The organism is Promicromonospora umidemergens (genome assembly GCF_024171995.1).
Lineage (GTDB): Bacteria > Actinomycetota > Actinomycetes > Actinomycetales > Cellulomonadaceae > Promicromonospora > Promicromonospora umidemergens.
Map to the genome: position 1 here is coordinate 1 of NZ_JAMTCT010000010.1, position 12,275 is coordinate 12,275.

The 12,275-nt window shown below is 71.5% G+C and carries 12 protein-coding genes; 7 read left to right on the top strand and 5 right to left on the bottom strand.

Annotated elements, in window-relative coordinates; translation table 11 throughout:
• Positions 1-83 precede the first annotated feature (83 nt).
• Positions 84-953 (top strand): 16S rRNA (adenine(1518)-N(6)/adenine(1519)-N(6))-dimethyltransferase RsmA, encoded by an 870-nt coding sequence (gene rsmA / locus APR04_RS16240; protein WP_253871946.1) that lies wholly within the window; start codon positions 84-86, stop codon positions 951-953.
• A complete protein-coding gene (locus APR04_RS16245) occupies positions 950-1,903 on the top strand; it encodes a 4-(cytidine 5'-diphospho)-2-C-methyl-D-erythritol kinase (protein ID WP_253871948.1) in 954 nt (317 codons plus the stop codon). The genes rsmA and APR04_RS16245 overlap by 4 nt, the downstream gene beginning before the upstream one ends.
• Positions 1,904-1,953: 50 nt before the next feature.
• On the opposite strand, the gene APR04_RS16250 is transcribed toward APR04_RS16245, so the two are convergent.
• The gene (locus APR04_RS16250) at positions 1,954-2,763 is read right to left on the bottom strand and encodes an acetylxylan esterase (protein ID WP_253871950.1); all 810 of its coding nucleotides are present in this window, start codon (positions 2,761-2,763) and stop codon (positions 1,954-1,956) included.
• Positions 2,764-2,851: 88 nt separating this feature from the next.
• The gene (locus APR04_RS16255) at positions 2,852-3,841 is read right to left on the bottom strand and encodes an acetylxylan esterase (protein WP_253871952.1); all 990 of its coding nucleotides are present in this window, start codon (positions 3,839-3,841) and stop codon (positions 2,852-2,854) included.
• Between the two features lie 308 nt (positions 3,842-4,149).
• Between APR04_RS16255 and APR04_RS16260 the strand changes: the two genes are divergently transcribed.
• Both APR04_RS16260 and APR04_RS16265 read left to right on the top strand, forming a co-directional pair.
• Positions 4,150-6,030 carry an ABC-F family ATP-binding cassette domain-containing protein gene (locus APR04_RS16260; protein ID WP_253871954.1) on the top strand — a complete coding sequence of 627 codons (1,881 nt, stop codon included), beginning with the start codon at positions 4,150-4,152 and terminating at the stop codon, positions 6,028-6,030.
• Complete coding sequence (locus tag APR04_RS16265; RefSeq protein ID WP_253871956.1) at positions 6,027-6,494, top strand: Lrp/AsnC family transcriptional regulator; 468 nt, start codon at positions 6,027-6,029, stop codon at positions 6,492-6,494. The genes APR04_RS16260 and APR04_RS16265 overlap by 4 nt, the downstream gene beginning before the upstream one ends.
• Before the next feature lie 112 nt (positions 6,495-6,606).
• Here the strand turns inward: APR04_RS16265 and APR04_RS16270 are convergent, their stop codons facing one another.
• Complete coding sequence (locus tag APR04_RS16270; RefSeq protein ID WP_253871959.1) at positions 6,607-7,533, bottom strand: S66 peptidase family protein; 927 nt, start codon at positions 7,531-7,533, stop codon at positions 6,607-6,609.
• Positions 7,534-7,773: 240 nt separating this feature from the next.
• On the opposite strand from APR04_RS16270, the gene APR04_RS16275 reads away from it, so the two are divergent.
• Together APR04_RS16275 and APR04_RS16280 are read left to right on the top strand one after the other, a co-directional pair.
• Positions 7,774-8,304: a peptidoglycan-binding domain-containing protein gene (locus tag APR04_RS16275; protein ID WP_253871961.1), complete on the top strand. Its 531-nt coding sequence runs from the start codon at positions 7,774-7,776 to the stop codon at positions 8,302-8,304.
• Between the two features lies 1 nt (position 8,305).
• Positions 8,306-8,989 carry a hypothetical protein gene (locus tag APR04_RS16280; protein ID WP_253871963.1) on the top strand — a complete coding sequence of 228 codons (684 nt, stop codon included), beginning with the start codon at positions 8,306-8,308 and terminating at the stop codon, positions 8,987-8,989.
• Positions 8,990-9,043: 54 nt separating this feature from the next.
• Here the strand turns inward: APR04_RS16280 and lat are convergent, their stop codons facing one another.
• Both lat and APR04_RS16290 read right to left on the bottom strand, forming a co-directional pair.
• Complete coding sequence (lat, locus tag APR04_RS16285; protein WP_253871965.1) at positions 9,044-10,351, bottom strand: L-lysine 6-transaminase; 1,308 nt, start codon at positions 10,349-10,351, stop codon at positions 9,044-9,046.
• A 56-nt stretch (positions 10,352-10,407) separates the two neighbouring features.
• A complete protein-coding gene (locus APR04_RS16290; RefSeq protein WP_253871967.1) occupies positions 10,408-11,679 on the bottom strand; it encodes an MFS transporter in 1,272 nt (423 codons plus the stop codon).
• Positions 11,680-11,839: 160 nt separating this feature from the next.
• Here APR04_RS16290 and APR04_RS16295 point away from each other — a divergent pair, with 160 nt between their 5' ends.
• A complete protein-coding gene (locus APR04_RS16295) occupies positions 11,840-12,268 on the top strand; it encodes a hypothetical protein (protein ID WP_253871970.1) in 429 nt (142 codons plus the stop codon).
• Positions 12,269-12,275 lie beyond the last annotated feature (7 nt).

The window sequence follows — 12,275 nt, forward strand, 5'->3', positions numbered from 1 at the left end:
CGCGCACTCTCCGGCGGAACTTGCTTCGCTGCGTCCCACCTCCGAGTGCGCTCGCCGCGATCGCTCCAGATAGGCTCCGCTGCATGAACGAAACCTCGAACGCCCTGCTCGGTCCTGCGGAGATCCGCGACCTGGCAGGGCGTTTGGGCGTTCGGCCCACCAAGACCCTTGGCCAGAACTTCCTGCACGACGGCGGCACGGTCCGCAAGATCGTGCGCATCGCGGCCCTGAGGCCGGGCGAACGGGTGGTCGAGGTCGGCCCAGGGCTGGGCTCGCTGACCCTCGGCCTGGTGGAGGCCGGTGCCTCGGTCGTGGCGATCGAGATCGACCCGCTCCTCGCGGGTCAGATCACCGGCACGGTGCAGGACCGGTTCCCGGGTGCCGACTTCGAGGTGGTGCTCTCCGACGCGATGGACGTGACCACCCTGCCCGGTGCGCCGCCGACGGCGCTCGTGGCGAACCTCCCGTACAACGTGGCCGTCCCGGTGCTGCTCACCATGCTGCAGCGGTTCGACTCGCTGGAACGCGTGCTCGTGATGGTCCAGGCCGAGGTGGCCGACCGGATCGCAGCCGTGCCGGGCTCGAAGATCTACGGCATCCCGTCGGTGAAGGCCGCCTGGTACTCGTCGGCCCGCCGGGTGGGGACGATCGGCCGCAACGTCTTCTGGCCCGCCCCGAACGTCGACTCCGCGCTCGTGTACCTGGAGCGCAGGGAGCCGCCGTCGACCACCGCACCGCGGGAGCGGGTCTTCGCCGTCGTGGACACCGCGTTCGCGCAGCGCCGCAAGACGCTGCGTGCCGCCCTGGCGGGGCTGTTCGGCTCGGGTGCAGCGGCTGAGACGGCGCTGCGCGCCGCGGGCGTCGACCCGAGCGCACGCGGCGAGACGCTGGTGGTCGAGCAGTTCGCGCGCATAGCTGAACAGCTCGGTCAGCCTGGGGAGGGGGTCGCGTGAGCGCGCACCTCAGCGCGGCGCCGCCGCCGTCGGTCCGCGTCCGCGCGCCGGGAAAGGTCAACCTCGCGCTGCGCGTCGGACCCGTCGGGAACGACGGCTACCACCCGCTGGCGACGATCTTCCAGGCCGTGTCCCTGTTCGAGGAGGTAACGGCTACGCACTCCATGCCAGGATCTGGTATCTCGCTGACGGTCTCGGGCCCGCAGGCTGACGCCGTCCCGACCGACGAGACCAATCTCGCCTGGCGTGCCGCTGCGCTCCTCGCCGAACGTACGGGCCTGCCTGCCGACGTCGGGCTGCACATCACCAAGGGTGTGCCGGTCGCCGGAGGTATGGCCGGCGGGTCCGCCGACGCCGCTGCCGCGCTCCTGGCGTGCGACACGCTCTGGGACGCAGGGCTGCCCCGGCAGGAGCTGGTCGAGCTGGCCGCGGAGCTCGGGGCGGACGTGCCGTTCTCGCTGCTGGGGCACACCGCCGTCGGTACGGGACGGGGCGACCTCCTGACGCCGGCGATGACACGCGGCGAGTTCCACTGGTGCTTCGGCACGCAGCGCGAGGGCCTGTCGACGCCCAGCGTGTTCCGCCGGTTCGACGAGCTGGCCGGCCCGTCGACGCCCGACGTGGCCCCCGCCGCCGACGACACCGAGCTCATGCACGCGCTGCGCGCCGGGGACGCGGTGGCGCTCGGCAAGGCGCTGCACAACGACCTGGAGGCACCGGCTCTGGACCTGCGGCCAGAGCTCGCCGCCGTGCTCGAGGTCGCCACCGACTCCGGGGCGCTGGGCGTGGTCGTCTCCGGGTCCGGTCCAACGGTCGCCGCGCTCGGCCGCTCGCGGCAGCATGCGCTGGCGCTGGGTGCGGCGTGGACGGCGGCCGACGTCGTCGACGCGGTCTGGTGCGCGACGGGCCCGGCCCCGGGCACCCAGCTCATCACCTCGATCTCCCGCTGACCCAGGCAGTTGGCCGTGGGCGCGATGATCGCGCCCACAACCAGTGCGGGTCAGTAGGCGATCTGCGGGACGAAGACGTCCTTCAGGTGCGTGTGCGCCGTGATCCAGCGGGCGCGCCGCGCCGCAGTGCTGCTCTCCGTGGTGAGGACGCACTCCACCACCCGCTCGACGGAACCGGTCATGGCGGCCAGTGCCAGCGCTGCGTTGAAGCCCCACTCCTCCAGCAGCACCTGCGCGCCCGCACCCTGGGCGAGCTGCAGCGGGGTGCTCGCCCGGCGGGCGAACGCGACCAGGGAGTCCTTGTGCGCGGCGGGGATGTCGCCCTCGACCAGGGCGCACGCGAGATCGGGCAGCAGCCCGGCCGCCGCGACGACGGCCGCCGCCACCGGCCCGCTGCCGAGCACGGCTATCCGTGACGGGTCCACGCTCGCGAGGGTGCGCAGGGCCTGCACCGCCCGGACGGCGTCGGTGAAGACGCCACGGTTGTACGGGTCGTCGAGGTCGTCCTGGGGCAGCTCGACCACCAGGTGCGCGAACCCGTCCGACGCGAGCCACTCGAGGTCACGGCTCGCGGCCCGACCGGCAGGCCGCAGCTCGACCAGGCCGGGCAGCGTGGCGTCGGCCTGCGACGGGGTGATGAGCCGACCTGTCACAGGGCGCCCCTCGAACCCGGCGAACGTCACGGCCTCGGCCGTGAGATCCCGGGAGCGGGCGGAGGCAGCGGTCAGCACTGGCGCCACCTCGATGTCGCGGTGTGCGGCGAGGTTCTGCGCCCAGAACAGGTCGAAGTTCGCGGGCTCGTCAGTGGCAGGCGGCATGGCCGGCGTCACCGTGACGAGCGGCAGGTCGTACTCAGACACGGGAGACCTCCGAGGATGGGCGTGCGCAGGGAGTTTACCGCCCGGAGGCGACAGGCACCTTTTCCGGTCCGGACCGGCCTGCCGGCCGTCAGATGATCTTGCCCAGCCACGCGAGCTTGCGCGGGAACCGGTAGTCGCCGCCGCCCTCGTGGTTGTTGTACGGGTAGACGTCGATCTCCTTCACCACCGGTTCCGTCTGGTCCGGCGCCCAGCTGTTGAACACCGCGTACACGGTGGACGGCGGGCAGATGGTGTCCATGAGCGCCACCGAGAACAGGCCGGCCGCCCGCGCGCGCCGCGCGAACGAGACCCCGTCCAGGTAGGAGAAGGTACGCCAGACCTGCGCCTCGACCGCCGGGTCGCGGTGCACGGAGAGGTACTTCGTGATCTCGCCGTACGGGAGGGCGTCGGTGATGGACACCGCCCGGCGGTAGTGGCTCAGGAACGGCACGTCGGGCATCCCGGCCACGACGTCGGGCACCAGGCCCGCCACCGCGAGGCTGATGCCGCCACCCTGGCTGCCGCCGGCCACGGCCACGCGCTCCGGATCCAGCCCCGGGATGCCGCGCACCGCGTCCACGGCACGGACGGCGTCCGTGAACACGCGGCGGTAGTAGTGGTCGTGCGGGTCGAGGACACCGCGGGTCATGTACCCCGGCGACGCGGGCCCTGACCCCACCGGGTCCGGTGTCGCCCCACCGGTGCCGTGGCCCGACGCCTGCCCGCGGGTGTCCATCCGGAGGTGCGCGTAGCCGGCCGCCGCCCAGTGGATCTTCTCGTGCGGCAGGCCCCGCCCGCCGCCGTAGCCCTCGTACTCGACCACGACCGGCAGGTCGCCGTCGGCGTGCGCCGGACGGGTCAGCCAGGCCTTGATGGGGTGGCCGCCGAAGCCGGGGAACGTCACGTCGTCGACCACGACCTCCGTGAGCCCGGTGTCGATGCGCTCCACCGTGGGCGCCCGGCCGAACGCTCGCGCCTCCGCCAGGGTCGCCGACCAGAACTCGTCGAAGTCGCCGGGCTCGTCGATCTCGGGTGCGTACCTCTCGAGATCGGACAGCGGCATGTCGAACTGGGCCACGGGATCCTCCTGGTACGGCCTCCGGGCGGGAAGGCCTCTGCGGCAACATTGACGTTCGGCGCAAGAGTAGCGTCGGGACGGGGCACGCTGTGCTTGCGGATCATGCGCCGTCGGTCAAGATCATAAAGATCGTAAGAGATCCAAAAAAGGGGGCCGGCGATCGATGACGACGCGGTCGGCCGGCACGATACGGATACGTGGACTTCGCGATCCCGTACCTACGTGAGTACCTGCGCGAGCACGCGGCGCAATACGAGCTGACGGGGCGAGTGGACGTTCCCCGGCCCGAGGCGAACTAGTCTTCTTGGGTGGCACATCTCCTCGGCGCGGACGGCATTGCGCTGACCATCGGTACTCGCACCCTCCTGTCCGACGTCTCCCTCGGCCTCGACGACGGCGACCGCGTCGGCGTCGTCGGCCCCAACGGCGCGGGCAAGTCGACCCTGCTGCGCATCCTCGCGGGCACCTCCCGGCCCGACGCCGGCCGGGTCACCCGGGTGGGTGGCTCCACCCTCGGCATGCTCGACCAGCGCGACGAGCTGGCCGAGGACGCTACGGTGCTCGACATCGTGCACGGCGACGCGGACACGCACGTCTGGGCCTCCGACGCCCGGGTCCGCCAGGTGCAGGACGGCCTGCTCGCCGACATCGGCTGGGACTTCCCGGTCGTCAAGCTCTCCGGCGGCCAGCGCCGCCGCGTGGCGCTCGCGGCACTGCTCGTGCAGGACCCGGACCTGCTGCTGCTCGACGAGCCCACCAACCACCTCGACGTCGAGGGCGTGGCCTGGCTCGCCGCCCACCTGCGGGAGCGGTACGGGCGTCCCGGCGCGACCGGCGCGCTCGTGGTCGTGACGCACGACCGCTGGTTCCTTGACGAGGTCTGTTCCCGCATGTGGGAGGTGCGCGGCGACGGCACGGGCGCCATCGACGGGTACGAGGGCGGCTACGCGGCCTACATCCTGGCGCGCGCCGAGCGAGCCCGGCAGTCCGCGACGGCAGCGGAGAAGCGGGACAACCTGCTGCGCAAGGAGCTCGCGTGGCTGCGCCGCGGCGCGCCCGCTCGGACGTCCAAGCCGAAGTTCCGGCTCGACGCCGCGTCCGCGCTGATCGACGACGAGCCGCCGCCGCGGGACTCGATGGAGCTCACCCGGATGGCGACGCGGCGACTGGGCAAGGACGTGCTGGACCTTGAGTCGGTCAGCGTGGCCGTCCCGGGCAAGGTCCTGTTCGACGACGTGACCTGGCGCCTGGGCCCAGGCGACCGGTACGGCGTCGTGGGCGTCAACGGCGCGGGCAAGACGACGCTGCTCGCGCTCCTCGCCGGCCGTCGCATGGCCGACTCGGGCCGGGTCAAGCGGGGCAAGACCATCCACGTCCGGGAGCTCTCGCAGGACGTCACCGAGCTGGACGAGCTCGGTGGCCTGACGGCGGTCGAGGTGGTCGAGCAGGAGAAGGGCCGGGTGGTCGTCGACGGCAAGGAGCTCACGGCGTCGCAGCTCACGGAGAAGCTCGGCTTCACCCGTGAGCGCGCCTACACGCCGGTGAAGGACCTGTCGGGCGGCGAGCGGCGTCGGCTCCAGCTGTTGCGCCTGCTGGTGGCCGAGCCCAACGTGCTGCTGCTCGACGAGCCCACCAACGACCTCGACACCGACACGCTCGCCGCCGTCGAGGACCTGCTGGACGGCTGGCTCGGCACGCTGATCGTGGTCTCGCACGACCGGTACCTGCTGGAGCGGGTGGCGGACCGGCAGGTCGCGCTGCTCGGCGACGGAACCATCCGCGACCTGCCCGGCGGGGTCGAGGAGTACCTGCGGCTCCGGGCGGCGGCCAAGGCCGCCGGAGCATCGGCCTCTGGTACTCCGGCAGGGGCAAGCACCGGTTCCGGCGGCGGTTCGGCACGCGGCTCGGCTGGTGGCGGGTCGACGTCGGGGGCCGCCGCGGCGGCGTCGGGCGGCGGCGACGAGGCGCTCTCGCAGCGGGACATTCGCGCAGCGAAGAAGGAAGCCTCCCGAATCGAACGCCGCCTTGCGAAGATTGCCCAGAAAGAGGCCGAGCTGCACGAGACCATCGCGCAGCAGGCAACGGACTATCAGGCTGTCGCCCGACTGGACGCGGAGCTCCGCGACCTGGCGAGCGAGCGCGACGAGCTCGAGGCGGCCTGGTTGGAAGCGGCGGAGGTGGCGGGATGACCGACAACGATCAGACACCGCTCGACGGGGTGGACCGAGCCCTTGTCGACGCACTGCGCAAGGACGGACGCACGACGCTCGCGGTCCTGTCCGAGATCTCGGGCCTGTCCCTGTCCGCGGTGCAGGTGCGGGTGCGAAAGCTGGAGGCCCGCGGCGTCATCACGGGTTACCGAGCGGTGGTGAACGCGGAGGCGGTCGGGCTGCCGCTCGCGGCGTTCATCGAGATCACGCCGCTGGACCAGGCGCAGGAGGACGACGCGCCCGAACGCCTGCGTGGCATGCCAGGCATCGAGTCCTGCTACTCGGTGGCAGGCAACGCGAACTACCTGCTCGTCACACGGGTGGCGTCGCCGCGCGCCCTCGAGGAGCTGCTGGGCCGGATCCGCCGCACGGCGAAGGTCTCGACCCGCACGACAGTGGTGCTCCAGACCTACTTCGAGGGGCAGATGACCGAGCCCGGCTGACCAGGTCCGCGCGTCCGCCCCCACCCCCTTCGAGGCCTAAGTTTCTTCGCTTTCGAGGCCCCGAAAGCGAAGAAGCTTAGGCTTCGAAGGAGAGGGGCGCTCGCGGATTCGCTCAGCGCCGCGCGAGGGCCGGCTGGTCCAGCGTGAGCGTGCCGGCGTCGGCGTCCAGCTCGACCGGTACGCCCAGCGGCACGGTGAGGGGGTCCGGCCCATGGCCGAACCCGAGGTCGCCGACGATCGGGATGCCGAGCGGCCCCAGCAGGTCCAGGATCACCGGCTCGACCGGGTCGCAGTCCTGCCACGAGCCCAGCACGATCCCGAGCGCGCCGTCGAACCAGCCTGAGCGCAGCAGGTAGGTGAGGAACGAGTCGACCCGGTAGGCCCGCTCGCCGATGTCCTCCAGCAGGACGATCCCGCCCGCGGCGGACGGCAGCGCCGCGGCGCACCCGACGGACGTCGCCAGGAGCGAGAGGCAGCCGCCGATGGTGATGCCGCGGGCCGTGCCGCCGACCACTGTGTGGGCAAGGGGGCCGGTGATCGTCTGCGTGGTCTCCGGCGCGAACAGGGTGCGCCGCAGGTGCTCGCGGGCCGGCTCGGACCTGAGGAACGACACGGTCCCCGTCATCGGACCGTGCAGGGAGACCAGCCCGAGGTGGACGGCGACCGCCTGGTGCAGCACCGTGCAGTCGCTGTAGCCGACGAGCACCTTCGGGTCCGTCGCGGCGAGCGCGTCCCAGTCGACGAGGTCCACCATCCGGGTCGCCCCGTACCCGCCGCGCGCCGTGAGGACCGCGCGGACGTCGGGATCGAGCCAGGCCTCCTGGAAGTCGGCGGCGCGCGCCGCGTCGGAGCCGGCCAGATAGCCGTGGTCCGGGTGCGTGTCCAGGACGTGGGGCATCACCTGCACGTCGAGTCCCCAGTCGCGGAGGTGGCCGACGCCGATGTCGAGCCGCTCGGCGGGCACCGGACCTGACGGGGCGACGATGGCAACGGTGTCGCCCGGCCGCAGTCGCGGCGGGTTGATCAGGGGCCGCAGCATGCACTGAGATTACCCACGTCTGGATGAGATCGGTCGGGCGTCCGACCGAGCTCGGCTTTCCAGGGTGGTCCTGCGTGCTTTTCGTCCGGTGCGTCGCTTCCGCCACGTAAGGGCGGATTGTTACGCTCACGCTCGCCAGTACATCGCCCGGCGCGGTGCCCCACCCCACCAGAGCATCCTCGCTTCGTGTGGGACGTCGTGGGAGCCCTTGCGTCGGGCAGACGAAGGAGCACCGAGGGAATGCCCACGACCCGAACCTGGCTGCAGGCGGGCGGTGGCACCGTGGTCGCTGCCCTGATCATCGCCGCCGTCGCGCAGGCGATGAACTCGAGTGCGATGTGGGTGTCGAACGACCCGGTCGGCGAGTGCGGCCAGACCTCCGGCGGTGCCGTGGTCGCGGCCCAGAACGTGCTGTCGGCCGGTACCGGGCTGAAGCCCGTGGACGGCTTGTGGGACGCGGAGTCGGAGGTGGCGACCAAGGCGTTCCAGGCCTACAACGGCCTGCCGGTCAACGGCTGCGTGGACACCGGCACCTGGGTGACCATGCGTGCGCTGATGGTCTCGCTGTGCGACCCGGAGTTCGAGTGCCGTGGCCCCGACCACCGCGTGCGGTACGCGGCGCCGGATGGCGCGCGGGAGGCCTACTTCGCCGACAACGACTGCGACTGGGGCTCCTACGTCCTGCCGGGTGTGGCACGGAGCCCGGTCCCGTCGAACAAGGTCATGGCGCTCTCCCGGGACGCGGTCACCGAGATCGAGTGCGAGGGCTGACGTGGTCACGACCATCGACGAGCCGCGGATCCGGCCGGAGTGGCTGCTCGGCGGGGCGGTGACCCTGCTCGGCGCGATCATCATCATCGTGGTCACGCTGGTGCTCGGTGCGAGGGAGGACGCGCCCGTCATCACCCCGGTCGACGCCACCGAGCTCACGGTCGGCACCTGCGCCGAGGACCTGCGGCAACCGCACTGGGTGCCCAAGACCATCACGCGGGCGGTGGTCGAGTGTCCCGCCGACATCTCGGCCGGGATCGGCCGCACGACGGCGGAGGACCACCTCGGCACCTGGATCAGCTACCCGCTGGACGGCCCCGAGAACGAGGAGACGTTCCGCGGCGGGCCTGGCCTGGCCTGGCCGGAGGAGGAGGTCCGTGCCGGCGCGTACCACCCCCTGTCGGCCATCACGTACGTGGCGTACCCGGGGTCGGCGGAGCTGTCCGACGAGCTGTCCGGCGACAACGTGACGGTCGAGACGGAGGACCTCGCCGGCTCGGGCGGCACCGTGCGGGTCACGCGCGTGGACAACAACGGGTTCGGCCCGGTGCGGCTCGAGTGGTCCGACGACGCGGGCTCCTACCTGCTGCTGTCCACGATCGGCCGCACACCCACGGGCAACGCCGGCCCGACGATGGCGGAGCTGCTCCGCATCGCGGACAGCGTCGCCGCCGACGACGAGTAGCTCTACGACGAGCCAGACGCTCAGGTCACCCGAATGACCTGAGCGTCTGACACCTCAGAGGGTCTCCGTCAGGACCTCGTCCAGGGCCTTCACGCCTGCCTCCAGCGCCTCGGCCGGGACCGTCAGCGCCGGGCGGAACCGCACGGACCGCTCGCCGCAGCCCAGCAGGAGCACGCTTCGCTCGGTGAGCGCCGACAGCACCTGGTCGCGCACCGCACGCGACGGCAGCGTCAGCGCGCACATGAGGCCACGCCCGCGGACGTCGGTCACGCCGTCGTGCCGTTGTGCGAGCGCGACCAGCTCGTCGTTGAGCCGCTTGCCCATGGTGCGGGCACGGTCCACGAGGCCCTCGGCCTCGTAGGTCTCGAGGATCCGGCGGGAGCGCACCATGTCGGTGAGGTTGCCGCCCCAGGTGGAGTTGATCCGCGACGAGACGGCGAACGCGTTGTCCGGGACCTCGTCGACGCGTCCGCCGGCCATGATGCCGCAGACCTGCGTCTTCTTGCCGAACGCGACGACGTCGGGCGTGATGCCGAGCTGCTGGTAGGCCCACGTCGTGCCGGTGATCCCGGCGCCGGTCTGGACCTCGTCCACGATGAACAGCGCGTCGAACTCCCGGCACAGGTCCTGCATGCCCGTCAGGAACGAGGTGCGGAAGTGGTGGTCGCCGCCCTCGCCCTGGATGGGCTCCATGATGAACGCCGCGATGTCGTGCGGGTTGGCCTCGAACGCCGCGCGGGCGGCCCCGAGCGCCGCTGCCTCGGCCGCGTCCATGTCCTTGCCCTCTGCGACGTACGGGGAGGGGATGCGCGGCCAGTCGAACTTGGGGAACCGGGCCACCTTGCCCGGCTCCGTGTTGGTCAGCGACATCGTGTACCCCGAACGGCCGTGGAACGCGTGCTCCAGGTGCATCACCTGGGTGCCGAGCTCGGGGGAGCGGCCGTTCGCCTCGTTGAGGCGGGACTTCCAGTCGAACGCGACCTTGAGCGCGTTCTCGACGGCGAGCGCGCCGCCGTCGATGAAGAACAGGTGCGGCAGCGCGGGATCGCCGAGGACACGCGCGAACGTGTCGGCGAAGCGCGCCATCTCGACCGTGTAGATGTCGGAGTTGGACGGCTTGTTGATCGCGGCGGTGGCGAGCTCGTCGCGGAACGCCGCGTCGTCGGCAAGGGCGGGGTGGTTCATTCCGAGGGGTGAGGAGGCGAAGAAAGTGAACAGGTCGAGCCACTCGCGCCCGTCGCGCGCGTCGACGAGCGTGGAGCCGTGCGACCGGGTGAGGTCGAGGACGAGGTCGAACCCGTCGACCAGGAGGTGCTCGCGAAGGGTGGGGAGCACTGCGGTGGGCCCAAGGTGTGTCGTCATGCTGGAAAGGTAGGCAATCATCCTGCCAACTTTCAATGCCTATGGAAATGTTCCTGTCAGAGCCGCCTGTACCTGGGTCGTCGTGTCGCGATCAGCTCGGCCGTCCCCAGCGCCAGCGTGGACCCGAGCATCACCAGGAGGGCCGCGTTCCACCCGCCCGACGCCGTGTGCACCGCGCCGATCAGGGCCGGCGCGGTCGCCGCGACGGCATAGCCGAACGCCTGGACGGCCGCCACCGTCCGCCGGGTCTGGGCAACGGTGCGGCACCGCTGCGCCACGATGGTGAAGATCACCACGAAGTTCCCGCCCTGCGCGATGCCGGCGAGGCTCACCCACAGCAGCCACCACTGCGGTGCCAGCAGCAGGCCCGCGGGTAGCGAGACCCACAGCAGGGCCATCGTCACGGCGGCGCCACGCATCGGGACGCGGGCGGCCAGGGCGAGGGGGACCAGGATGCTGCCCGCGATGGCGAGGCCCTGGAACGGCGCTGCCGCGTTGCCCGCCGTGGTCACGGACAGGTCCAGCAGGTCGCGCAGCAGCTCCGGCAACCAGCCGGTGACCGCGTAGTACGAGAACGACTGCCCGGCGAACGCCACGATCAGCGCCCAGGTGATGGGGCGGCGCAGCACACCACCCCAGGTCTCGTCGGGCCGTTCGGCGTGCGGCGTGGTGGACGCCTCGGCGGGTGCGCCGCCGTCGTCGTCCCCGTTCGGGTCCGGCGCTGGTGTCGCCCGAGCGACCTGCGGGTCGGGAAGGCGGCGGGTGGTGACGAGCCACACGACCAGCGCGACCGCAGCGACGAGCGACCAGGAGGCGATGGCGCCCTGCCAGCCGAGCAGGGCTGCGAACGGCGCGGTGAGCGACGTCGCGAAGACCGACCCGAGGTTCATCATCGAGGAGTACAGGCCTGTCGCGAGCGCCGCTCTGGTCGGGAAGTCCCGCGCGATGATGACCGGCACCACCACGTTGCCCACGGTGATCGCGGAGCCCAGCACCACCGTCCCCGTGAAGGCAGCGACCACGCCGACCGTGCCGGTGCCCACCGACCGGATCAGCGTTCCCGCGATCACTCCCACCAGGGCGACCGTGACCGCCGCGTACGGCCCCACCCGGGAGATCAGGGCCGACGCCGCGGGCGCCACCACGCTGAAGCAGAGGGCGGGGATCCCCACGAGCAGGCCGGCCAGCGTCTGGTCGAGGCCGAGGCCGGTCGCGATGTCGGCCATGACCGGCGGGAGGGATGTGATGGGGGTGCGCAGGTTCAGCGCGAAGACAAGGACCGCGACGAGCAGCGCGGAGCCGCCTGCCGCTGTGCGGATGTTGCTCATGATGCTGTCATTGTGCGTGACGGGGTCTGTTGGTTGCGCTCGGCGTCCATCGCATCATCACATGGTGTGGTGATCGTCATGCTGCTCCCCAGGAGGGATTGCGGCTTTCCCGCTAGATTGGGCGACCGGTCAGCAGGTCCGGATTAACGTCAGGTGTGGAATGAAGCAGCGGCACGTCTTCCGAGGTGCGGGAGCGCTCGTCGGTGTACTCACGGTGTCGGGGTGCGCGTTCGACATCGGTACGTTCGACTACACGGAGCCCCAGTTCGTTGGCTCCTACGTGGGCGATGGTGCCACGACGGTCATAGCGCTCAGCAAGGACCGCACGTTCACGGCCATCGGGGTCCCGGACGAGGTGCTCGACGACGCGGCGGACGGCGTCGTCGAGGAGGTGCCCGCAGAGCTCGAGGGCACCTGGAAGTATGTCTCGGGGAGTGCCCCCGACCGCGTCGAGCTGACGGTCACCGACATCGACGGTGAGCCGGCCGAGCTCGGCGAGGTGCCGCTGTACGTCGCCGACGCCGACGACCTCTTCTTTCTGCCCGACCAGCTCGGCCGCGAGAAGATCGTGGTCAGCCGCAGCGGCTGAGCCGAGC